Origin of the sequence: Streptomyces sp. XY006 (assembly GCF_002237655.1) — a bacterium.
Taxonomy (GTDB): domain Bacteria; phylum Actinomycetota; class Actinomycetes; order Streptomycetales; family Streptomycetaceae; genus Streptomyces; species Streptomyces levis.
On the sequence record NZ_NOKT01000029.1, the window covers coordinates 16,099 to 39,075 of the forward strand.

A 22,977-nucleotide genomic window follows, 5' to 3' on the forward strand; every position below is an offset into this window, starting at 1 on the left:
ATGCAAAGGATCAAGCCTCCCGTTACCCCCCGACCAAGGTCATCCAGCGCCATATGTGACTCCGGTGCTTGTTCCCGACGTGTGCTCTCGCATACGTTCCCGCCCAGTCCGGCGGACCGCCGAATCCTGCCGCCGCCCGGACTCCCCACACACACCGACTCACTCACGCAGGGCAGGAGCGGGGGACCCAGGTAAGTCGCCGGTCCTCGACAAGGACCGGCTCGGGGTGAAGCCGCGCACGACAGCACCACGCCGTGTGCGGCCGGGCACCTCCCGGCCCGAACCCGACAGCTCACCTCGCAGGCGCCGGAGAGGAACATCGCCATGCCCGGACGAGGTAAGCACCGTCGCCCCAGAAGGAACCCGATCACCCGTGGTGTCGTCGCCGCCGGCACCGGCGGAGCGGCACTGACCCTCCCGCTCCTCGGCGCCACGTACGCGAACGCCGCCGAGCCCCAGAGCGCGCCCGCCGCGCAGACCGTGCGGCAGGCCGCCCAGCCCGCCAAGTCGCTCACGTACACCGTGACCAAGGGCGACACCCTGTACGGCATCGCGGAGAAGTACGACGTCTCCGGCGGCTGGAAGCAGCTGTACAAGGCCAACCGCGCCACCGTCGGCGACGACCCGCGGGTGATCCACGCGGGTCTGAAGCTCAAGGTCGAGACGGCCAAGGCCGCCGCCGCGAAGAAGGCGACCGAGTCGTCCGCCCCGGCCAAGCCGGCCGGTGGCGTGACCCGGGCCACCCCGGCCGCCGCGAAGACCTATGCGAACAACCTCGACGGATGGATCCGCGAGGCGCTGGACATCATGGCCCAGAAGGGCATCCCGGGCTCGTACGACGGCATCTACCGCAACGTGATGCGTGAGTCGTCCGGCAACCCGCAGGCGATCAACAACTGGGACTCGAACGCCGCCAAGGGCACCCCGTCCAAGGGTCTGCTCCAGGTCATCGACCCGACCTTCGCCGCCTACCACGTGTCCGGCACCCCCTACGACCCGTACGACCCGGTCGCCAACATCACGGCGGCCTGCAACTACGCGGCCGACCGCTACGGCTCGATCGACAACGTCAACGGCCCGTACTGATCCGTCCCGCCCAGCAGTCGTTCGAGGACGACGGCGATGCCGTCGTCCTCGTTCGACAGCGTGATCTCGTCGGCCACGGCCTTGAGTTCGGGATGGCCGTTGGCCATCGCCACGCCGTGCGCCGCCCAGTCGAACATCGGGATGTCGTTGGGCATGTCACCGAAGGCGATGGTGTCCGCGGGCCGCAGGCCCAGGTGCTCGGCGGCCAGTGCCAGGCCCGTCGCCTTGGTGACACCGCACGGCTGGAGCTCGACCGTGCCCGGCCCGGACATCGTCACCGTCGCCAGTGAACCCACCACCGAGCGGGCCGTCGCCGCCAGCTCGTCGTCCGACAGGTAGGGGTGGCGCAGCAGCACCTTGCTGATCGGCTCGCCCCACAGCTCGTCGCGCCGGTCGACCCGCACCGCGGGCAGCGTCGGATGCGGCATGAGGTAGCCCGGCTCGATGAGCGTGAGCCCGTCGACCCCGTCCTGGTCGACCGCCGCGTACACCTCCCCCACCTCGGCCTCGATCTTCCCGAGGGCCGTCTCGGCCAGCTCGCGGTCGAGCGTGACGGACCACAGCAGCCGGTTCGCGCCGGCGTCGTACACCTGCGCGCCCTGCCCGCACACCGCGAGCCCCCCGCACCCCAGATCGTCCAGGAGCGGCCGCACTCTCGGTGCCGGGCGGCCCGTCACCACGAGGTGCTGGGCACCGGCGTCCGCCACCCGCGCGAGTGCGGTGAGGGACCGGTCGGACAGGGTGTCGTCGCCGCGCAGCAGCGTCCCGTCCAGGTCGGTGGCGATGAGTGAATATGCGATGGGTGCGGCCATGATCAGAGAATACGGACAACGCGCCCGTTCGTTTCATCGCGCGGCGCACGGCGATTGCCCGGTTGAAGCCCTCTGCACCGGTTGGCAACAACATGGTCCGCTACCTACCCGAGAGGCCGCATCGGGCGGTACCTTCCAAGTGTCCAGGGGGGACTTGATCGGGGGGTCGGGTTGAGCAGTGGGCGCATTCGCGTGGCCGGGCCCGGGGAGCTCGGCGAAAACGAGAGGGAGCGCTGGCGTGCGCTGCGCGCCGCCTCGGAGGCACCGCGCAACCCTTTCATGGAACCGGAGTTCACCGAGGCCGTCGGTCTGGTGAGGCCGGGGGCCCGGGTCGCGGTGATCCACGAGGGCCGGGAGCCGGTGGGCTTCCTGCCGTATGAACGCGGGCCGTTGGGGCAGGGCCGGGCCATCGGGCTCGGGGTGTCGGACGCGCAGGGCGCGATCCTGCGCCCCGGTCTGGACCTGGAGACGGGCGAACTGCTGCGGGCCTGCTCGCTGTCCGCCTTCGCCTTCGACAACCTGGAGGCCGAGCAGCGGCTGTTCGTCCCGCACGCGGCGGAGGAGCACGCCACGTACGTGGTCGACGTGGAGAAGGGCTACGAGACGTACGAGTCGGTGCTGCGGGCCCAGTCGCCGAAGTTCCTGAAGACGACGCTGGCCAAGGAGCGCAGGCTGGGCCGCCAGGTCGGCGAGGTGCGGTTCGTGTTCGACGAGCGCGATCCGGCCGCGCTGCGCACGCTCATGGAGTGGAAGTCGGCGCAGTACCGCAGGACCGGCCGCCGGGACCGGTTCGCGCAGGAGTGGATCACCCGGCTCGTCGGGCACCTGGCCCGCACCCGGGCACCGGAGTGCAGCGGCACCCTGTCCGTGCTGTACGCCGGTGGGACGCCCGTCGCCGCGCACTTCGGGCTGCGCTCGGCCTCGGTGCTGGCCTGCTGGTTCCCGGCCTACGAGCCGGAGTTCGCCAAGTACTCGCCCGGGCTGGTGCTGCACCTGCGCATGGCCGAGGCGGCGGCCGCGGCGGGCATCGGCACGCTCGATCTGGGGCGGGGCGCGGCCGAGTACAAGGACGCGCTGAAGACGGGCGAACTGCCGGTGTACGAGGGTGCGGTGACGCGGCCGGGGGCGGGCGCGGCGCTGCACTGGCTGAGCCGCGAGCCCGCGCGCCGCGCGCACAGCTTCGTCCGCGGCCGGCCGCGGCTCGCGGCGCTGGCCTCGCGGACCCTGAAGGGCGCGGCCCGGCTGCGCCGTACCTGACGACGAGGGGGGAGGGCGCATGGCCCGTTCGGCGCGTGCGCAGGAGGAGATACGGCGGTTCCTGGCCATCGGGCCGGTGCAGGTCGCCGAGCTGGATCTGGACGGCGAGGAGGCGGTGCTCAGACCCGGCCCGGGCAGCCCGCCGGTGACGCCGGGTGAGGTCTTCGTCCTGGTCAGACGGCGTGGCCGTCCGGTCGGCACGCTGCTGGCACGGGTACCGGAAGGGACCGACCCGCGAGCGGTGCTGGGGGCGCGTGCGCGGGCGGAGTACGCCGGGGTGGATGCGGGCGGGGCGGATGCCGGTGGGGCGGTGGAGTTGCCGTACGCCAGTGTCGTCGTGGCCACCCGGGAGCGTGCCGGGCAGCTGGCCCGGGCGCTGGACTCGCTGCTGGCCCAGGACCACCCGCGGTTCGAGGTCGTCGTGGTCGACAACGCGCCCGTGACGAGCGAGACGCGGGAGCTGGTCGAGCGGAAGTACGCCGAGCGCGTGCGGTACGTGTGCGAGCCGGTGCCGGGCCTCGCGGCGGCGCACAACGCGGGGCTGGCGGCCGTGCGCGGCGAGGTGGTCGCTTTCACGGACGACGACGTGGTGGCCGACCCACGCTGGCTCACCGAGCTGACCGCGCCGTTCGCCGCCGACGCCCGGCTGGGCTGTGGCACCGGGCTGATCCTGCCCGCGCGGCTGACGACACCGGCCCAGGTGCTGCTGGAGAGCCACGGCGGCTTCGCGAAGGGCTTCACTCCAAGGACGTACGACCCGGCGGACCCGCCGGGCGACGAGCCGCTGTTCCCGTTCACCGCCGGGCGGTTCGGCTCGGGCGCGAACATGGCGTTCCGCACGGAGGTGCTGCGCTCCGTCGGCGGTTTCGACCCGGCGACCGGTGCGGGGACGGCCGCCCGGGGCGGTGACGACCTCTACGGCTTCGTCCGGGTCCTGGCCGAGGGCCACCGGCTGCGTTACACGCCGTACGCCCTGGTCTGGCACCACCACCGGGAGACCTGGCGGGACCTGGAGACGCAGGCGTACGGCTACGGCGCCGGGCTCACCGCGTACCTCACGGCGGTGCTGGTCAACCGGCCCGCGCTGCTGCCGGCGTTCCTGGCGCGGCTGCCGCGCGGCCTGGCACACGCCCGGTCGCTGACGGCCGTCCGCGAGACGGAGGAGGCGGCCGGCGGCATGCCGGGTGACCACGACACCCGCACCCACCCCTGGCCGCGGCGCCTGTCCCGCCTGCAGCGCAGAGGGATGGTCTACGGACCGGTCGGCTATCTGAAGGCGCGGCGTGCGCTGCGCGCGAGTGTCCGGGAGGCGAGATGAGGACACCGGCGAGTACGCACGGCGAGGACCAGGGTGACGGCAGAGGCCGGCCGGCCGGGCCCACGCGGGACGGAGAGGGACCGATACCCCCGGGCACCGGCGTCCGGCCCGAGGACGAGGAACCGACAGCCCCGGCGGACACCGGCGGGCAGCCCGAGAGCACGGCACCGACAGCCGCGGACCCCGGCGGGCGGCCCGAGGGCGCGGCTCCGGAAGGCGCCGTCCGGGCCCGGCACGGCGTGACCCGCGCGGTCCAGGCGCGGCACGACGTGGCCGGCTCGGTCCAGGCCCGGCGCGACGTGGTCGGCGCGGGGCAGGAGGCGCAGGACGTAGCCGGCCCTGTCCGCTCCCCGGCCCCGCAGGGTGCGGGCCGCGCTGTCCCCTCCCCGGCCCCGCCGGGTGTGGGTGATGCCGGACCGTCGCCGGTCGTCCCCGTCTTTCTCTACCACTCCGTCATGGACGACCCTCCCGGGTGGATCGCCGAGTTCACCGTCACGCCGGAGCAGTTCGCGGCGCATCTCGACGCCGTCGTGCGCAGCGGGCGTACGCCCGTGACGATCAGTGCCGTCGCCGATCATCTGGCCGGGCGCGCACCCCTGCCGCCCCGGCCGGTGCTGCTCACCTTCGACGACGGGTTCGCCGACCTGCCCGGCCCCACCGCCGAGGCGCTGGCCGAGCGAGGGCTGCCCGCCACCGCCTACCTCACCACCGGCGCCCTCGCCCCGGGCGGCCGCAGCCTGCTGCCGCCCGCCCCGATGATGAAACTGGCCGGCGTGGCGGAGCTGGAACGTTCCGGCATGGAGATCGGCAGTCACACGGTCACGCACGCGCAGCTCGACACGCTGTCCGCGAAGGCCCTGGCGTACGAGCTGCGCGCCTCCAAGGCCGTCCTGGAGGACGCCCTCGGGCACGAGGTCCGGCATCTCGCGTACCCGCACGGCTACAACAGCCCCCGGGTGCGCGCCATGTCGGCCCGGGCCGGCTACGAGACCGCGACCGCCGTCCGCCACGCCCTCAGCTCCGACCACGACGAGCGCTACCGCATCGCCCGGCTCATCGTCCGGCGCGGCCACACCGTCGCCGACGTCGAGGGCTGGCTGGCCGGGACGGGCGCGCGGGTCGCGCCGTACCGGGACGGGCCGAAGACGATCGCCTGGCGGTGGTACCGGCGGACCCGCGCACTGGTGCGCGGGCCCGAGTTCGCCGGCTGACGCGGGTCTCCCCGGCTACTTCAGCGGCTGGTTGAGATACGGGTCGGCGACCGCCTCGCGCAGACTGTCCCAGGCCGCGTCGTTGGCCAGGGCGAGGTTGCAGTGCGGTCCGGGGTCGCGGTAGTTCCACTGCAGGGCCGCCTTCACGCCCTTCAGGCCCTTCAGCACCCCGGGCATCTGCGCGTACCACTCGGCCTGCCGCTGCGGGCGGGCCGAGTCCGCCGCCGTGCCGAACTCGGAGAGCATCAGCGGCTTGTCGTCGGAGATGTTCTTCCGGATCCACTCGTGCGTGGCGTCCTGCGTCTGCGCGAAGGTGAGCCAGCCGGTGTTGTGGCAGCGGTAGTAGTTGTACTGGTTGTAGCCGACCCAGTCGACGTACTCGTCGCCCGGGTACATCTTCCTGATCACGTCGGCGTGGTCGAGATAGCCCGTGGTGATCCACGTCCACACCACGTTGTCGACGCCCAGTTCACGGAACCGGTCGTGGATGTGCCGGTACGCCTTCACGTACTCGGCGGGCGTGCCGTTGGCCGGGGTGCGGGTGTCCATCTCCAGGTCGAAGGAGAGGAACACCTTCCTGCCGTAGTCCTTGATGCGCCGGGCCTGGACGTCGATGACCGTCTCGTCCAGCTCGCCGTCGGCGATCTGCTTCCACGTCGGCTGCTGCCGTTTCGTGCCGCCCCACCACTTGCTCTCCCAGGACAGCAGCAGCAGGTGGTCCTCGCCGACGCGCTGCTCCTCCGGCGTGAGCAGCTGTCCCTCGCGGCGGGTGCCCTCGGGCAGGGACATGTCGTGGTACGTGTACACGATGTCGAGCGGGCGGCCCACGCGCTTCTCGTAGGCGCGCACCTTCTCCGGCAGGTCGTCCCGCTCGTGCGGCACGAACGCGCCGAACCAGGCGCCACAGGGCGGTTCCAGCAGTTCCGTGGGGCGGCAGTCCGCCCTGGCACCGGCTGCTCCCTGGTCCTGCGGCCCGGAGGCGTCCCGCAGGGCCAGGACCGCGACCAGGACCGCGCTGACGACCGTCGCCGACGTGATCAGCAGACGGCGCCGGCTCGACGCGAACGGGCCGGACGCCCGCGGCTCCTCCCGCGGTGGCCTGCGGTGCTGTCCGGCCGGATGCGGCCCGCGGCGAAAGGGACGGTGGGGACGGTTGAACCTCACGGAGCGGAACCCTTCGGTGTCCTCGGTGTCGTCCGCGCCGGCGGGGAGGCGCGCAGCGGCGGACAGAACGCGGCGAGTGTGGTCAGCAGCGTCAGCGTCAGCAGCACCCGCTGCGCGCTGAAGGTGTGCGTGGCGATCAGCACGGTCGCCGCGAGCATCACGGCGCCGATGCTCAGGAACAGCGTCAGCATCAGCCGTTCCAGCAGGTCGGAGTGGCGGGCGAAGTCGGGGTCGCGGCGCTCCACGGGCCCTTCGGCGGGCCGCGCCGCGAACGCGGGGACGCAGACTCTGACCAGGGCCGCGCCCGGGCCCGCCGCGAGGAAGAGCGCGACCGCGGCGCCCCGCAGCGGCGATCCGCCGGGCAGGGCGAGCGCGGCGAGCGCCAGCCAGCCGCCGAACGGCGGCAGCATCCGGACCACGAGCTCCTGCGGTGTCATCGCTCCGCTCCCCCCGTCTGCTTCAGTACGTAGAGCCATCCGGCGCCGTTCTCCGCGACGAGCTGGAACCGCGGCGAGGCGGCGACCGAGTCCTGGATCCGGTCCAGCTGCTCCCTCGTGAGCTGGCCGTTCATCTCGGAGTTGGCCAACTGCCCCTGGGTGAGCAGGAAGTAGGCCCGGGCCGGCCGGTCCACCCCGGCCATGTCGGTGGCGAGCGTGGCGGCCGGGTCCCGCACGATCCGGTCCACATGGCTGCGGGCGTCGTCCAGGAACCAGTAGTGGTCGACGCTCCAGTAGGAGTCGTAGGCGAGCGGGTAGTTGCGGTTGGCGGCCACGACGAGCGAACCCTCGGGTGCCTGGTCGAACAGCTGCCGTACGAGGGCGACTTCCTGCGGCGGGAAGTAGTTGATCCGGTCCTTGCCGGAGTAGGCCGGGACGAACGCCAGCGTGCCGGCGAGCAGCGCGGCCGGCGGCACCCAGGCGGCGAACCGCCGGAGGCCGTGCCGGGCGGGCACGGCCGGCCGGCCGGCCCCCGCCTGCGCGGCGGCGTCGGCGGCGTCGGCGGCGTCGGCGGCGTCGGCGTCGAGCGTGCGCACCTTCGGCAGGAGCGCCGCGGCGGCGAAGAAGGCGGCTCCGGGCAACATGAACAGCAGCACCCGGAAGATCATCTCGCTGCCGTAGCTGCTCGCCGCGAACATCGGCAGCGGGGCCGCGGCGATCAGCAGCAGCGGCCGGGCCCGGTGGCGCAGCACCCGCTGGCGCAGCACCCCGGCGGCCGCGAGCAGCAGGACCGAGCCGGACAGCAGCCGGGCCGCCCAGGAGGTCGCGATGGCGCCGGTGCCGGTCGGCGTGGCGCCGTAGCCGGTCTCGACGTTGGCGCCGACGTCCCCCACGGAGCGGATCATGTCGGGCATCGCGGCGGACAGGAAGGGCAGCGCGGCCGTCAGGCACCAGGCCAGGAAGATCACCACGGTCGTGACCACCGGGACCCAGTCGCGGTAGCGGCGGCTGAGGCACAGGGCGACCAGGCAGACGACCAGCATCCCCGGGGTGAGCTGGTGGGAGATGACGATCGCCGTGATCAGGAGCGTGATCACCACCGTCCACACCGCCTGCCGCGGCCGCCCGCACCGTACGGCGGTCCGGCCGAAGCGGCGCAGGACGACGGCGAGGACCGCGACGTGCAGCGCGTAGGCCACGGACTGGGGGGAGAAGTAGTCCTGCCCGACCCAGTTGGCGACGTAGAACAGCCACACCGCGGTCCAGATCAGCCGCCGGTCCTCGGTGAAGGTGCGGTAGATCAGCAGCAGCGGGAGCAGCAGCATCAGACTGGAGACCAGCGGCCACCACGCCATGAACATCGCCGACGACTCCACCCCGAGCAGCCGCACCAGCGCGGCCTGGGCGGCGAAGAACCCCGGCCACTGGTCGTAGACCGCCATGTCGCCGACCTGGTCGGCCGTCTGCAGGCCGCCGGCCGTCAGCAGGTGGTCGATGACCGCGTCGTGCTTCCACGCCCAGGCGTAGAGCGGGGTCGGGTAGAGCACGGCCTGGGTGGCCCGCTCCATGACCAGCAGGCCGAGGACGTACGCCGCCGCCCAGGCGCCCGGCCGGCGCGGATCGCGGACCGTGCACCAGAAGCCGGCCGTGAGCACCACGAGTCCGGCCCAGAACGTCGGGTGCAGCGCGGTGACCAGACCGTAGTCGTCGAGCCGTGAGACGTCCGTGTGCCGTACCGCGTACACCCACAGCGCGAGCGCGGCGAGCAGCGGAAGGCCGGGCCAGGCGAGCGCGCTGCGCCCCGGGCGGACCGGGCTCAGGTCGGACAGGTCCGTCACCGGCTCGTGAGCCGCGCTCGACGACTCCGAGGACGACGGGCTGGAGGACTGGCTGGCGGTCTCGGGGGTGCCACCGGGGGTGTTCGCACCGTCGCGTGCCGGTGTGGGTTCAGGCGTGGATCTCTCCTTTGGCGTTACTGGCGGACGCACGGTGGTTCCCCCCTGGCGGTTCGGCTCTTCGCGGCCCTGTTCGGCCGGTTCGGCTCTCGGTTCGGTTCAGTCGCTGGGCCGTCTGTCGGCCGTGTGCTCGGGCGGCCGCTCGGACGGGCGCTCGGGCGGCCGCTCGGCTCTGTGCTCGGCGGGACGGTCGACGATCCGGTCGGCCTCGGGGCCTGCGGTCGCGGCGGTCGTGGCGGTCGTGGCAGTCGCGGCAGTCGTGCGGGTGAAGCGGGCCGGGCGTCGCCGGGCCGAGGCGGCGCGGCGGCCCAGGGTCAGGAGCAGGGCGAGGACGCAGAGGACGGCGAGCAGGGGCGGCGCGACGGGGACGAGCGCCTCACGCCACACCCAGCCGGCGACCGCGAGGAGATACAGGACCCCCCAGCGCCCCGGCCAGGTCAGCCGTCCGCCCGCGCTCGCGAGCAGCAGCCACAGGGGGACGAGGCACAGCAGCAGGCAGACCGGCGGCGCCCAGCGCAGCAGCGGCTCGGGCCCGTCGAGCCCCAGCGCGTCCGCGAGGAAGCCGGCCGTCTTCTCGTACAACGCCCCGTCCACCGGCCGCGGTTCCCGTCCGAGGGCGACCGGTGCGGTGTACAGGGCGAGCAGGGCGGCGGCCAGCGCCGTCCCGGGCAGCCACGGGTCGCGCCGGGCGCACAGCGTCACAGCGGCCACGAACACCACCAGCAGCAGGCCCCCCGCGGCGAGCGACGGCAACGGCAGTCCCGCCAGCAGCTGACGCCCGCTCAGCGCCGCGTCGGACGCCCGGTCCGGCCAGGGCAGGTCCCGCAGCGGCGCGCAGAAGAACACCGCGGCCACCCCGAGCAGGCTCCACAGGGCACCCCGCAGCCGCCGCTCCCACAACTCCTGGTCCGGGGGCGGCTGAGCGGACTCGTGCGGCGGTTCGCGGGTGGGGCCCTCCTTGCGCACGATCAGGGCGAGCGTGTCCGCCTGCAGCGCCTCGCGTTCGTAGCCGGGGCGCCCGATGAACAGCGTGACCGTGTCCTGGTCGCCGTCCGTGGGCTGGTAGGCGGCCTTGCGGGCCCAGGTCGTGCCGTACCCGGCGGTGGCGTTGAGTTTCGCCCAGCGGGTGCCGTAGGAGGGGTCGGCCGGTGCGCGGACGGCGGGTGCGCGGTCGTCGGGGCGCAGGGCCGCGCGCAGTCCGGCCGTGGAGACGACGGCGATCAGGGTCATGCTGAGCAGCACGGCCCAGCCCGCTCCGGCGATCCCGGCCGGTGTGAACAGCACGGCCGCGCTGCCCAGCACCAGGGCGCACATGGCGCCTTGGAGCGCGGCGAGCACGCCGGTGCGCCCCTGCACGCGCAGGACGCCGATGTAGAGCTCCACCACGACCCGGGGCAGCGCGCCGAGCGCGAGCAGCCGCAGCACGGTCGAGCCGTGCTCGGCGTAGTCCGGGCTGAAGGGCGTGAGGATGTACGGGGCGAACAGGACGAGGACCAGCACGACCGGAACGAGCAGCAGCGTCATGCGCCGCAGGGCGCCCCGGACGCCGTCCGCGAGCTGGCGCGGGTCGTGCGAGGCGTGCGCGGTGAGGGAGGAGGCCATGTTGATGGCCATGAACTCCATCGTGCCGCCGACGGTGTAGGCGACGTAGAAGTAGCCGTTCTCCGCGGCGCTGAAGCGGACCGCGACCATCACCGGCAGCAGGTTGATCATCGCCAGGCTGAACAGCGCGCCCAGCGAGTCACCGGCCAGGAAGCGGCCCATGTCCCTGATCTTCGGGGGCTCCTTGTCGCGGTCGGCCTCGGCCTGGCGCGGGATGAGCCTGCGGAAGATCAGCCAGCCCAGCGGCAGCGTGGAGAAGGCGATCGCCACCGCCCAGGAGACGAAGATGCCGAGGACGGGCAGCGTGCCGGCGAAGGCGGCCAGCAGGGCGAGCTTCCCGACCGAGAACACCGCGTTGCCGGCCGGCACCCACTCCGCCTTGCGCAGACCGGTGAGCACCCCGTCCTGGAGCGTGAGCAGCGCCCAGGCCACGCACGCGGCGACGAACACCGCGCCCGCCACGGGCGTGCCCAGCGGCGCGTACGACGCACCCCACGCGTCGAGCGTGAGCAGGAAGACGGCCGCGGCGAGCGCCACGATCAGCGAACTGGCCACGTACGTGCCCCACACCAGGCGTCCGGTCTCGCGTCCCGCGCGCGGGACGAAGCGGACGACGGCGCCGATCATCGTCGTCGCCGTGATGCTGGCCAGCAGGCGCATCGCGGCGATGGCCGCGGAGCCCTGGCCGACCGCCTCCTCCGTGTAGTAGCGGGCCGCCACCAGCCAGAATCCCAGGCCCAGCACGGCCGAGACGCCGGTGCTGAGCATGAGGAAGTAGGCGTTCTTGAACAGCGAGTCGTGCGTGTGCTCGCCGTCGGCAGGCCGCGGCCCGCCGCCGGCGCGCGCGGTGGCGGGCTCGTGCACCTGGATCTCAGCCACGGGACTACCCCAGCCCTCCCGGTGTCGGTCCGCTCCGGGACAGCCGTCCCGGGACGTCGACCGGTCGTGCCCCGGACCGCTCCAGCACCTCCACGACCGTGCGCGCCCGCAGCGGGTCGACGGGCAGCGCGTGCCGGGCGAACCAGCGGGCCGCCTCGGGGGCCGGTGAGAGGTCGGTGAACCGCGCGCCCGCGTAGTCGTCCAGCGGCGGGTCGTAGAGGTAGCCGACAACGACGCCCCGGTCCGCCAGGGCCGCGATCGCCGCGTCCCGGTCCTCGACGAACAGCGGTACCCGGAACAGCGGTTGCGTCCCGTGCGTGTCGCGCGGCTTGGCCCAGGGCGTGGCCAGCAGCAGCTCCGTGCCCGCCCGGCAGGCGTCCAGCACGTCGTCCAGCCGGCCGAGCTTGCGTCCGATGCGGCCCAGCCGCAGCCGGCCCGACTCCAGGCGGTAGTCGTGCATGTCGACGCGCAGCCACGGGTGGTGGGCGTCGAGCCCGGGCGCCCGGCCGGCCGCCAGGGCGAGTTCGTCCGGGCGCAGGGGCATCCGGATCTCCTCGCGGTCGTCCAGCCCGAGCAGCCGGATCGCGGCCCAGGCGGCCCGCCGCAGCCGCAGTCCGCGCACGGCCGCCTCCGCGTACGGCCGCACCGCGAAGGCCAGTTCGGAACTGATCCGGCCCCGGGTGAGCAGCCCCGCCCGGGTTTCCTCCACGGCCCGGCGCAGGTCCGGGTCGGCGAGGGACAGCATGCCGCCGGCCTTGGCGCCGACGTGCTTGGACAGACTGAACACCGAGGCCTCGCCCCACGCCCCGACCGGCCGGTCCCCCACCCGGCTGCCGATGGCATGGGCCGCGTCCTCGAACAGCGGGATGCCCAGCGCGTCGCACCTGCTCCTGAGGCGCGGCGCCGGGTCGGGGTTCCCGTACAGGTTCGTGGTGAGCACGGCCGACACCGAGCTCCACACCTCGTCCGGCACGGCATCGACGTCGATGGACGCGTCGAACGGGTTCAGGGGCGCCTGCACCGGGCGCAGCCCGGCGGCGAGCACCACGAAGAAGATCACGTCGTCGTTGACCGGCGACATCAGCACCCGTCCGCCGGGCGGGCACCAGTGGCGCAGCGCCACGTACAGCCCGAAACGGCACGACGGTACATACACACATTCCCGGCCGAGCCGCAGGCGCATGGTCTCTTCCAGCCGCTTCGGCCGTGAACCATGCCGCACCGAGCCCGGACCGGCCTCCCCAATGGCCATCCGCCCCCCTGGTGTGCCGTCGGAACGCCCCCTCCCCGAGGCCTTCCGGCACCCGCCCAGAGTCGCCCCGTTCGCACCGCTCCGTCAAGATTGCGCCGCGTCCTGTGGATAACTTCCGGCACGTACACATGTGCGGTCCCGTACGCCGCGCAGGTCACCGCCGGCGAGTTCGTCCGGTCGCACCCGGGCCCACCTGCCCCGTTCTTCCCGCTCGCCTCCTCGGACACTGCCCAGGACCGGTGCGTCACCCGTAACGTGTGGCACGACCACGGACACGTGGCGACGACATGGCGCACCCGAAAGCGAGGCAGCACCCGATGCCCCCCTTCGATGTCCCCGAGGGCGACCCCTTCGGTCCGCACAACCTGCCGTACGGCGTGTTCTCCCTTCCCGGCTCCGACCACCGCACGGTGGGCGTCCGGCTCGGCGACCATGTGCTGGACGCGGGCGCGGCGGCCCACGCGCTCGGCTCCCCGTACGCCTCCCTGCTCGCGCAGCCGAGCCTCAACCCGCTGCTGGCGGCGGGCCGCACGGCCTGGTCGGACGTCCGCCGGGCGCTGACGGCCTGGGTGACCGTGCCCTCCCACCGCGAGACGGTCGAGAAGCTGTTCCACCCGCTGTCCTCGGTGACCCTGCACCTGCCCTTCGAGGTCGCGGACTACGTCGACTTCTACGCCTCCGAGAACCACGCGCGAAACGTCGGGCAGATGTTCCGGCCCGACGCCGAGGACTCCCTCACCCCCAACTGGAAGCACCTGCCGATCGGCTACCACGGCCGCTCCGGCACGGTCGTCGTCTCCGGCACGGACGTCGTACGCCCCTCGGGCCAGCGCAAGGCGCCCACCGACGCCGCCCCCGTCTTCGGCCCGTCCGTCCGGCTGGACATCGAGGCCGAGGTCGGCTTCGTCGTCGGCGTCCCCTCCCGCATGGGCCGGCCCGTGGCGCTCGGCGACTTCCGCGAGCACGTCTTCGGCCTGTGCCTGCTGAACGACTGGTCCGCGCGCGACCTCCAGGCCTGGGAGTACGTGCCGCTCGGCCCGTTCCTCGGCAAGTCCTTCGCCACCTCGGTCTCGGCGTGGATCACCCCGCTGGACGCCCTGGAGGAGGCTCTCGTGGCGCCTCCGGCCCGGACGCACCGGCTGCTGCCGTACCTGGACGACAGCGACGAGGAGCCCGGCGGCTACGACCTGCGGATCAGCGTCGCCGTCAACGGCCACGTCGTCTCCGAGCCGCCCTTCTCCACCATGTACTGGACGGCCGCGCAGCAGCTGGCCCACATGACCGTCAACGGTGCCTCCCTGCGCACGGGCGACCTGTACGGCTCCGGGACGGTCAGCGGGCCGTCGGAGCGCGAGCGCGGCTCGCTGCTGGAGCTGACCTGGAACGGCCGCGACCCGCTGGAACTCCCGGACGGCAAGCGGACGTTCCTGGAGGACGGCGACGTCGTGACCCTCTCGGCGTGGGCGCCCGGGCCCGACGGTGTCCGGGTGGGGCTGGGAGAGGTGACGGGACGGGTGGTCCCGGACTGATCGCTGTGGGGCGGGGGGCGCGGACCGACCCCGAGGGCCCGGACCGACCCCGGGGAGGCCCGGGCAGGCCCAGGCCACGCGGCATGGGCGGCACGGGCGACCCGGGGCCGGGGGGCCGATCGCCCCTCGCGGCCCGTCCGTTGACGTCCGGTGCCTGACGCGTACCGCCCCGGCCCGTCATACTGGGCGGCGGGCGGTGTGCCCGTACCCGCGCGGTGCACGGCACGCCGGCCGGGGGCTCGTCGCGGTCACGCGGGCGCACGGCAGCCGGAACCCCGGCGGGCACGGCGACCACGTCACCGGTGCGCTCACGGCCGCGGCACCCGCGCACGGCGACCGCCCTGCCCCGCACGACCCGTAGCCGCCCCTTTTCCGACCAGGAACCGGAGCCCGTGGCCATGACCGTCTGCCTGCTCCTGCTGAGCGTCGTCGCCGTGGCGGCCGCCGTCCCCGTACCCCGGGCGCTGACCCGGGCCTCGTGGCCGGAGCGGGAACCGGTGGTCGCGCTGTGGGTGTGGCAGTGCCTGGTCGCCACCGTCCTGCTGTGCTGCGTGACGGCGCTCGCGCTGGGCGCGGCCGCCGTGTTCGGCACGGTCCGCGCGCAGCTCTTCGCCCCGGCGCCGCCCGCAGTGACCGCCGCGTACGACCTGTCCACCGCTCCGCCCTGGGCCGCCGCCCTCACCGTGCTGCTGGCCTGCGGCGCCGCCTGGACGACCGCGATGCTCGCGCGGGAGCTCGTCGAGGCGCGCCGGCGCCGCGCCCGGGCCCGCGCCCATCTGCGCGAGCGCGCCCCCGACCTGCCAGCCGGCCTGCCCGCCGCCAAGGGTCCGGTGCTGGTCCTGGAGGACGAGTACCCCGACGCCTGGTGGATGCCCGGCAGCCCGCCCCAGCTGATCGTCACCACGGGCGCCCTGCACCGCCTGACGGAACACCAGCTGGACGCCGTCCTCACCCACGAGCGCGGCCACGCCCGGGCCCGCCACGACTGGCTGCTCCACCTGTCGACCGCCCTCGCCACCGGCTTCCCCCGCATCCCGCTGTTCGCCCACTTCTGCGACCAGACCCACCGCCTGGTCGAACTGGCCGCCGACGACACCGCCTCCCGCCGCTGCGGCCACCTGACCACCGCCCTGGCCCTGATCGAGCTCAACCAGCACCGCGGCGTGCTGTCCTGCGCCTCCAGCCACCGGCTGCTGGGCGAGCGGGTCGACCGGCTGCTCGAACCGCCGCCCCGGCTGGGCCGCAGGCACCGCGCCCTGACGACCACCACGGCCGCGCTCGTCCCGCTGCTGCCGCTGCTGATCGCCTTCGCCCCGGGCCTGACGGCGCTGTCGTAGCCGCACCGGTTCGGCGGCCGGTGGCGGATCTGCCCGCCGACGCCGCGAACACGCAGGTCACGCGGGGAACCGGTCGCCCTCCCGGTGGCGCAACATTCCCGCAACACCACTTTTCCGACCGGATAGGTATGGTCCGATCCATGCCGACCGACCGTATCCGAGACCACGCCGGACAGGGCGCCGCGACCACCGTCGCCGCCCACCGCGCGCGGCGACGGCTGCGCGCCGACCGGGCCCGGCAACTGGCGGACCTGCTCCGCCGGCAGCTGCTCACCGGCGACTTCGGCGAGGGCGTCCTGCCCCACGAGTCGGCACTCGCCGCCGACTACCGCGCCAGCCGCAACACGGTCCGCGAGGCCCTGGACCTGCTGCGGGCCGAGGGGCTGGTGGAACGCCAGCCGGGTGTCGGCACCGTGGTCGTGGCCCACAAGTACCCCCACGGCCTCGACCGCCTGATGGGCCTCGCGGAGACCCTGCGCGAGCACGGCCACGTCACCAACGAGGTCCGCACCATGGGCCCCGCCCCGGCACCCGTGCCCGTCGCCGCACGCCTCGGCCTGGCGCCCGGCACCGACGTCCTCTACATCGAACGCCTGCGCCGCCTCAACGGCCTTCCCCTGTCCCTCGACCTCACCTACATCCCCCTCGACATCGGCACGGGACTGCTCGGCGCCGACCTCGAGAACACCGACGTCTTCCGTCTGCTGGAAGCCGTCACCGGCCGGCGCCTCGGCCACGCCGAGATCACCCTGGAGGCGGTCAGCGCGGACACCCACTCCGCCGCCGTGCTGGAGGCCCCGCGCGGCGCCGCCGTCCTCATGCTGGAACGCCTCACCCACCTCGCGGACGGCCGCCCGGTCGACCTGGAGTTCATCCGGTTCCGCGGCGACCGCATCGCCATGAGCGGTCTGCTGCACCGGTCCGTCTGACCCACCACCCGCTCGCGCACACTCGCGGAGACAGCCATGCCCTTGGTGCCCCAGCGGGCCGACGTGCCCGTGACGATCGACGAGTCGAAGTGCATCGACGGCTGCACGCTCTGTGTGGACATGTGCCCGCTGGACTCCCTCGCCATCGACGAACGCAACGGCAAGGCCTACATGCACGTCGACGAGTGCTGGTACTGCGGCCCGTGCGCGGCGCGCTGCCCCACCGGAGCCGTCACCGTCAACATGCCCTATCTGCTCCGGTGAGAGGCCCGAACCATCATGAAACGCACAGTCGTCGCCACGTCCGCCGCCGTCCTCCTGCTCCCGCTCAGCGCCTGCGGCGGTGACGCCGAGGCCGGCAGCGGCTCCACGGTGACCGTCACCGTCGGCTACCAGTCCCGGACGATCAACACCGTCACCGCGGGCACCCTGCTGCGCTCCCTCGGCTCCTTCGAGAAGCAGCTCAACGCCCTGAACGACGGCGTCCGCTACAAGGTGAGCTGGCAGGACTACGCCACCGGCGCCCCGATCACCGCCCAGATGACCGCCGGGAAGATAGACATCGGCTCGATGGGCGACTTCCCGCTGCTCATCAACGCGGCCCGCGGCAAGCAGCTCGACCGCCCCACCCGGCTCGTGTCGGTCACCGGCTACAACCTGCGCGGCGGCCTCAACACCATCGTCACCGCGCCCGGTTCCCGGCTGGCCTCCCTGAAGGACCTGAAGGGCAGGAAGGTCTCCACCAGCGTCGGATCCGCCGCCGACGGCACGCTCGTACGGGCCCTGCAGCGCGCCGGCATCGACCCGGCCGGCGACATCGAGAAGCTCAACCAGCAGCCCGCGGTCGGCGCCTCCGCCCTCACGGCGGGCAGCACGGACGCGCTCTCCCAGTTCGTCGCCTGGCCCGGCCTGCTCGCCTTCCAGGGCAAGGCGAAGGCGATCTACGACGGCGCCCGGCTGAACCTCCCCACCTTCCACGGCGTCACCGCCCGCGAGGAGTTCGCGCAGGAGCGCCCGGCCGTGCTGGAGGCGTTCCTGAAGGCGCAGGCGGAGGCGACCGACTACCTGAACGAGCACCCGGTGGACGCCGCCGAGAAGGTCGCGAAGGCGACCGGCCTGCCCGCCGAGGTCGTCTACCTCTACAACGGCGATCACGGCATCGCCACCTTCGACCCGGCCATCAAGCCCCAGCTGGTCTCCGCGCTGAAGCAGGACGTGGCGGTCCTGAAGTCGGCCAAGCTCACCGGCGATGTGGACGTCGACGCGTTCGTCGACGACCGGTACGTGAAGAAGGCCCTGGGACCGGCGGCGTACGCGAAGCGTCTCGCCACGAAGCCCGCGCCCGCCGCGAGCGAGGCCTGGCCCAAGGGCGCCTCGAAGACCGTCACGTTCGACTCCCCCTCCAAGCTGTTGCGTTACGTCGCCGGACACCGCGACACCCTGCGCGCCGCCTCCGTCCCCGACACCACCACCGGCACCCTCTGGTTCGCCGACAAGGCCGTGTGGGTGGCCGACGGCGGCGAGCTGCTGCCCTTCGTCACCCCCGACACCGCGCGGGCGTACATCGCCGGGCACGCCGGGGCGCGGACCGTCTCCTATGCCGACGCCCTGGAGCGGGCGTCATGAGGCGGTACGCGCTCCGTCTGCTCTCGCTGGCCGGCGCCCTCGGTCTGTGGCAGGCGCTGACCAGTCTCGACGTCGACCTGTGGCTGCGGTTCTCGCAGTTCCCGACGGTCACCGACGTGGCCCGCGCCTTCGCCGAACGGCTGACCGGGCCGGACTACTGGACGGACCTCACCGACAGCCTCACCCGGATCCTCACCGGCTTCCTGCTGGCCGCCGTCCTGGGCGTGGCCACGGGCGTGCTCGTGGCGCGCTCGCGTCTCGCCGAGGACCTGCTCGGACCCGTGCTGGAGGTGATCCGCCCGGTCCCGGCCATCGCCCTGGTCCCGGTCGCGATCCTGCTGTTCCCCTCCAACGAGCAGGGCATCGTCTTCATCACCTGCACCGCCGCCTTCTTCCCGGTCCTGGTCTCCACCCGGCACGCCGTGCGCGCGCTGACCCCCGTGTGGGAGGAGGCGGTGCTCACCATGGGCGGCGGACGGTGGCGGATCCTCGGCTCGGTCGTCCTGCCGGGTGCCCTGCCCGGGGTCTTCGGCGGTCTGTCCGTCGGCATCGGCGTCTCGTGGATCTGTGTGATCTCCGCCGAGATGATCTCCGGCCAGTACGGCGTCGGCTACCGCACCTGGCAGGACTACACCGTCGTCGACTACCCGGGTGTCTTCGTCGGCATGGCCACCATCGGCGTGCTCGGCTGGCTCACCTCCACGGCCGTGGAACTGCTGGGCCGCCGCCTCACCCGCTGGCTGCCCCGCACCGCCTACGACCCCGCTGCCCGGGCGCCCCGGCCCGCACGGCCCGCCGGGTCCGGGCAGCCCGCGCCGCCCGCGCCCGCCGTCCGGCCCGCCGGGGCCCGATCCGAGGAGGCACGCGATGAGCACCTCGTCTGAGACCGTCCCGGGCGTTTCCCCGGAGCCGGGGACCGTCCCGGGCACGTCGCCCGAGCCGGACGCCCCCACCGCGGGGACGACGGGACGCGGCACCCGGCTCGCCCTCGCCGGCGCCCGGCTCGGCCGCCCCGGCGCACCCGCCCTGGACGGCGTCGACCTCGATGTCGCGCCCGGCGAGATCCTCACCGTCGTCGGCCCCTCCGGCTGCGGCAAGTCGACCCTGCTGCGCACCCTGGCCGGGCTGCTGGCGCCGCTGGCCGGAGAGATCACCCAGGACGGCCGGCCGCTGTCCGGCCCCGCCGCCGACCGCGCCCTGATCTTCCAGGAAGACGCCCTGCTCCCCTGGCGCACGCTGCGCGCCAACGTCGAACTGCCCCTCGCCGTCCGGGGCGTGTCCCGCGCCGAACGCCGGGCCCAGGCCCACGCCTGGCTGGAGCGGGTCGGACTCGGCGCGCAGGCGGGGCAGTTGCCGCACCGGGTCTCCGGCGGACAGCGCCAGCGCGCCCAGCTGGCCCGCGCCCTGGCCGCACGCCCCCGCGCCGTGCTGATGGACGAGCCGTTCGGAGCGCTCGACGCGCAGACCCGCGCCGGCATGCAGGACCTCCTGGTGGAGGTGCTCCGGGGCACGGGCGCCACCGTCGTCTTCGTCACCCACGACGTGGACGAGGCGCTGTTCCTCGGCGACCGCGTGGCCCTGCTCGCCGCGGGCGGTGTCGCCGCCGTCCGGGACGTGCCCCGCCCGCGCGACCGGGGCGCGCACGACGACCCCGCGCGCCTGGCCCTGCGGCGCGACGTCCTCACCTCGCTCGGCACGTGAAAGGCACCCCGGTGACCACCACCTCCGTGAACTCCCCCGCGGACACCCCCCGCGCCGTCCCGTCCCTCGCCGTCCCGGCCCTCGCCGACGCCGAGGAACTGACCTGCGACGTCCTCGTCGTCGGCGGCGGCACCGCCGGCACCATGGCGGCCCTGACCGCCGCCGAGCACGGGGCGAACGTGCTGCTGCTGGAGAAGGCGCACGTCCGTCACTCCGGCGCGCTCGCCATGGGCATGGACGGCGTCAACAACGCGGTCGTCCCGGGCCGCGCCGAACCCGACGACTACGTCGCCGAGATCACCCGTGCCAACGACGGCATCGTCGACCAGTCCACCGTCCGCCAGACCGCCACCCGCGGCTTCGCGATGGTGCAGCGGCTGGAGTCCTACGGCGTGAAGTTCGAGAAGGACGAGCACGGCGACTACGCGGTCCGCCAGGTGCACCGCTCCGGCTCCTACGTCCTGCCCATGCCGGAGGGCAAGGACGTCAAGAAGGTCCTCTACCGGCAGCTGCGGCGGCGGGAGATGCGGGAGCGCATCCGCATCGAGAACCGGGTGATGCCGGTGCGTGTCCTCACAGCGCAGGGACGCGCCGTCGGGGCGGCCGGCTTCAACACCCGCACCGGGCGGTTCGTCCAGGTCCGCGCGGGCGCGGTCATCCTCGCCACCGGTGCCTGCGGCCGCCTGGGCCTGCCCGCCTCCGGCTACCTCTACGGCACCTACGAGAACCCCACCAACGCCGGCGACGGCTACGCCATGGCCTACCACGCCGGGGCCGAGCTCACCGGCATCGAGTGCTTCCAGATCAACCCGCTGATCAAGGACTACAACGGTCCGGCCTGCGCCTATGTCGCCAACCCCTTCGGCGGCTACCAGGTCAACCGGCACGGCGAGCGCTTCGTCGACTCCGACTACTGGTCGGGCCAGATGATGGCCGAGTTCGCGGCGGAGGTGGCGTCCGACCGGGGCCCGGTCTACCTCAAGCTGAGCCACCTCCCGGAGGAGTCCGTCTCGGCGCTGGAGACGATCCTGCACTCCACCGAACGCCCCACCCGCGGCACCTTCCACTCCGGCCGCGGCCACGACTACCGCACGCACGACGTCGAGATGCACATCTCCGAGATCGGCCTGTGCGGCGGCCACTCCGCCTCCGGTGTCCGTGTGGACGACCACGCCCGCACCACCGTGCCCCGCCTGTACGCGGCCGGCGACCTCGCGTGCGTGCCGCACAACTACATGATCGGCGCGTTCGTCTTCGGCGACCTGGCGGGCGCGGACGCGGCGCAGTACACCGCCTACGAGGGAACGCTGCCGGCCGACCAGTTGCGCGAGGCGCACGAGTTGATCTACCGCCCGCTGCGCAACCCCGACGGCCCGCCCCAGCCCCAGGTCGAGTACAAGCTGCGCCGTTTCGTGAACGACTACGTCGCCCCGCCCAAGTCCGGTGCCCGGCTGTCGCTGGCCCTGGAGGCGTTCGAGCGGATGCGGGACGACATCGCGGAGATGGGCGCCCGCACCCCGCACGAGCTGATGCGCTGCGCCGAGGTCACCTTCATCCGCGACTGCGCGGAGATGGCCGCGCGCTCCTCCCTGGCCCGCACGGAGTCCCGCTGGGGTCTCTACCACGACCGGCTCGACCACCCCCGGCGCGACGACGCGTCCTGGTTCCACCACCTCGATCTGCACAAGTCCCCCTCTGGTGCGATGGAGTTCACGGCTCGTCCCGTGGCTCCCTATCTCGTTCCGGTCGACGGTTTCGATCCGGTCGGCGGCGCGTCCCGGTACATCGGCGAGGTGCACGCCGAGGACGTCGCGACGGCGGGGTCGCGCGATGTGGCGCCGGTGGCGGCCCTGGCCGGGGCCGCCACCGGCGCGGAGCCGGAGCCGGCCGCCACCGCGCCCCTCTCACCCACCGCCCCCGCGGGTGAGCGGTCCTCCGCCCGCCTCCTCGAACTCGTCGCCCTCGCCGACGAGGAGCCCGAGCTCGACGCCCTCCGGCCCTACCTGACCGACCCCGCGCCCGCCGTCCGGCGCGAGGCGGTCGCCGTGCTCACCGAGACCCTGCCGCCGGGGACGGGTCCCGCCCTCGCCGCGGCCCTGCGGGACACCGCCGCCGAGGTCCGTGCCGCCGCGGCCGCGTCCCTGCGGGAGCTCGTCGAGACGCTCCCGCCCGAGCCCGGCCTGCGCGACGGCCTCGCCGCCGCCCTGGACGAGCCGGACCCGGTGGTCCGCGCCGCCGCGCTGGACGTCCTGCGCGCCCTGCGCCTCGGGGACAGCGGCCTGTTCGCGGCCTCCCTGAGCGACTCGGACCTGTCCGTCCGGATCGAGGCCGTGCGCGCCCTGGTGTCGGTCGACGCCGCCGACGCACTGGCGGGCGCGGCGGCCACCGACCCGTCCCGTGAGGTCCGGGTGGCGATCGCCAAGGGCCTGGCCACCGTGGGGGCGGAACGGCTGTCCGCCGCGGCACTGCCGGGCGAGGGCGACGCCGTCGGGTCCGACCCGGTCGCCCAGGCGCTCACCGGGCTGCTCGACGACCCCGACGCCCTGGTGCGAGCGGCGGCTTACGGAGCACTGGGCACGACCGGTTGCCCGGCGCCCCTGACCGCACGCGCCGTCGCCGCCCTGGCGGAGCCGGCCTGGCAGGTGCGGGCCGGTGCGGCGACGGCCCTGTCCGTCGCCGAGCCCGACGTCGCCGTCCCCGCGCTGGCCAAGACCCTCGCGGACTCCAACGCCGATGTCCGCAAGGCCGCCGTCCTGGCCTTGACCCGGCACCGGTCCTCGACGGAGGCGCGAGCGGCCCTGGCCACGGCAACGACGGACTCCGACGCCGACGTCAGGGCATACGCGTCCCGCGCACTATGACGGTCCGGCCGGAGTCATGAG

The 22,977-nt window shown here is 73.8% G+C and carries 18 protein-coding genes and 1 riboswitch; of the genes, 12 read left to right on the top strand and 6 right to left on the bottom strand.

All coding sequences use genetic code 11. From position 1 onward, the window contains the following. The first annotated feature begins 142 nt into the window (after positions 1-142). Positions 143-321: riboswitch (cyclic di-AMP (ydaO/yuaA leader) on the top strand. Between the two features lie 3 nt (positions 322-324). Next, positions 325-1,086, top strand: a complete 762-nt coding sequence (locus CHR28_RS28875) for a transglycosylase SLT domain-containing protein (RefSeq protein ID WP_094056646.1) — start codon at positions 325-327, stop codon at positions 1,084-1,086. Here CHR28_RS28875 and CHR28_RS28880 read toward each other — a convergent pair. After that, positions 1,050-1,898, bottom strand: a complete 849-nt coding sequence (locus CHR28_RS28880; protein WP_094056647.1) for an HAD family hydrolase — start codon at positions 1,896-1,898, stop codon at positions 1,050-1,052. The two genes, CHR28_RS28875 and CHR28_RS28880, sit on opposite strands and share 37 nt — an antisense overlap. Before the next feature lie 171 nt (positions 1,899-2,069). Between CHR28_RS28880 and CHR28_RS28885 the strand changes: the two genes are divergently transcribed. The 3 genes from CHR28_RS28885 (at position 2,070) to CHR28_RS28895 (ending at position 5,684) form a co-directional block, all read left to right on the top strand. Then, positions 2,070-3,155, top strand: a complete 1,086-nt coding sequence (locus CHR28_RS28885) for a GNAT family N-acetyltransferase (RefSeq protein WP_094056648.1) — start codon at positions 2,070-2,072, stop codon at positions 3,153-3,155. 19 nt (positions 3,156-3,174) lie between these two features. Then, positions 3,175-4,473 carry a glycosyltransferase gene (locus CHR28_RS28890; RefSeq protein ID WP_094056649.1) on the top strand — a complete coding sequence of 433 codons (1,299 nt, stop codon included), beginning with the start codon at positions 3,175-3,177 and terminating at the stop codon, positions 4,471-4,473. Positions 4,474-4,928: 455 nt separating this feature from the next. Next, positions 4,929-5,684, top strand: a complete 756-nt coding sequence (locus CHR28_RS28895) for a polysaccharide deacetylase family protein (protein WP_094056710.1) — start codon at positions 4,929-4,931, stop codon at positions 5,682-5,684. A 15-nt stretch (positions 5,685-5,699) separates the two neighbouring features. On the opposite strand, the gene CHR28_RS28900 is transcribed toward CHR28_RS28895, so the two are convergent. The 5 genes from CHR28_RS28900 to CHR28_RS28920 all read right to left on the bottom strand — a co-directional run bounded on the left by CHR28_RS28900 (position 5,700) and on the right by CHR28_RS28920 (position 12,973). Further along, positions 5,700-6,848 (bottom strand): glycoside hydrolase family 26 protein, encoded by a 1,149-nt coding sequence (locus tag CHR28_RS28900; protein WP_256984468.1) that lies wholly within the window; start codon positions 6,846-6,848, stop codon positions 5,700-5,702. After that, positions 6,845-7,285, bottom strand: coding sequence for a hypothetical protein (locus tag CHR28_RS28905; protein ID WP_094056650.1), 441 nt, complete (start codon positions 7,283-7,285; stop codon positions 6,845-6,847). Before CHR28_RS28905 ends, CHR28_RS28900 begins: the two co-directional genes overlap by 4 nt. Then, the gene (locus tag CHR28_RS28910) at positions 7,282-9,123 is read right to left on the bottom strand and encodes a glycosyltransferase (protein WP_094056651.1); all 1,842 of its coding nucleotides are present in this window, start codon (positions 9,121-9,123) and stop codon (positions 7,282-7,284) included. The genes CHR28_RS28905 and CHR28_RS28910 overlap by 4 nt, the downstream gene beginning before the upstream one ends. 216 nt (positions 9,124-9,339) lie before the next feature. Continuing rightward, positions 9,340-11,721 (bottom strand): lipopolysaccharide biosynthesis protein, encoded by a 2,382-nt coding sequence (locus CHR28_RS28915; RefSeq protein ID WP_256984469.1) that lies wholly within the window; start codon positions 11,719-11,721, stop codon positions 9,340-9,342. A 4-nt stretch (positions 11,722-11,725) separates the two neighbouring features. After that, a complete protein-coding gene (locus CHR28_RS28920) occupies positions 11,726-12,973 on the bottom strand; it encodes a DegT/DnrJ/EryC1/StrS family aminotransferase (RefSeq protein WP_094056652.1) in 1,248 nt (415 codons plus the stop codon). 317 nt (positions 12,974-13,290) lie between these two features. On the opposite strand from CHR28_RS28920, the gene fahA reads away from it, so the two are divergent. The 8 genes from fahA (at position 13,291) to CHR28_RS28960 (ending at position 22,956) form a co-directional block, all read left to right on the top strand. Continuing rightward, positions 13,291-14,502: a fumarylacetoacetase gene (fahA, locus tag CHR28_RS28925; protein ID WP_094056653.1), complete on the top strand. Its 1,212-nt coding sequence runs from the start codon at positions 13,291-13,293 to the stop codon at positions 14,500-14,502. A 398-nt stretch (positions 14,503-14,900) separates the two neighbouring features. Then, positions 14,901-15,839: a M56 family metallopeptidase gene (locus CHR28_RS28930; RefSeq protein ID WP_094056712.1), complete on the top strand. Its 939-nt coding sequence runs from the start codon at positions 14,901-14,903 to the stop codon at positions 15,837-15,839. A 128-nt stretch (positions 15,840-15,967) separates the two neighbouring features. Then, on the top strand, positions 15,968-16,768 hold the full coding sequence (locus CHR28_RS28935) for a GntR family transcriptional regulator (protein ID WP_094056654.1): 801 nt from the start codon (positions 15,968-15,970) through the stop codon (positions 16,766-16,768). 36 nt (positions 16,769-16,804) lie between these two features. Then, the gene (locus CHR28_RS28940; protein WP_043497678.1) at positions 16,805-17,032 is read left to right on the top strand and encodes a 4Fe-4S dicluster domain-containing protein; all 228 of its coding nucleotides are present in this window, start codon (positions 16,805-16,807) and stop codon (positions 17,030-17,032) included. A gap of 15 nt (positions 17,033-17,047) precedes the next feature. Beyond that, positions 17,048-18,394 (top strand): ABC transporter substrate-binding protein, encoded by a 1,347-nt coding sequence (locus CHR28_RS28945; protein ID WP_094056655.1) that lies wholly within the window; start codon positions 17,048-17,050, stop codon positions 18,392-18,394. Next, entirely contained in the window at positions 18,391-19,278 is an 888-nt protein-coding gene (locus tag CHR28_RS28950; RefSeq protein WP_094056656.1) for an ABC transporter permease, read from the top strand. The genes CHR28_RS28945 and CHR28_RS28950 overlap by 4 nt, the downstream gene beginning before the upstream one ends. Then, positions 19,262-20,095, top strand: coding sequence for an ABC transporter ATP-binding protein (locus CHR28_RS28955; protein WP_094056657.1), 834 nt, complete (start codon positions 19,262-19,264; stop codon positions 20,093-20,095). The genes CHR28_RS28950 and CHR28_RS28955 overlap by 17 nt, the downstream gene beginning before the upstream one ends. An 11-nt stretch (positions 20,096-20,106) precedes the next feature. Beyond that, positions 20,107-22,956, top strand: a complete 2,850-nt coding sequence (locus CHR28_RS28960) for a fumarate reductase/succinate dehydrogenase flavoprotein subunit (RefSeq protein WP_256984470.1) — start codon at positions 20,107-20,109, stop codon at positions 22,954-22,956. Positions 22,957-22,977: the final 21 nt, after the last annotated feature.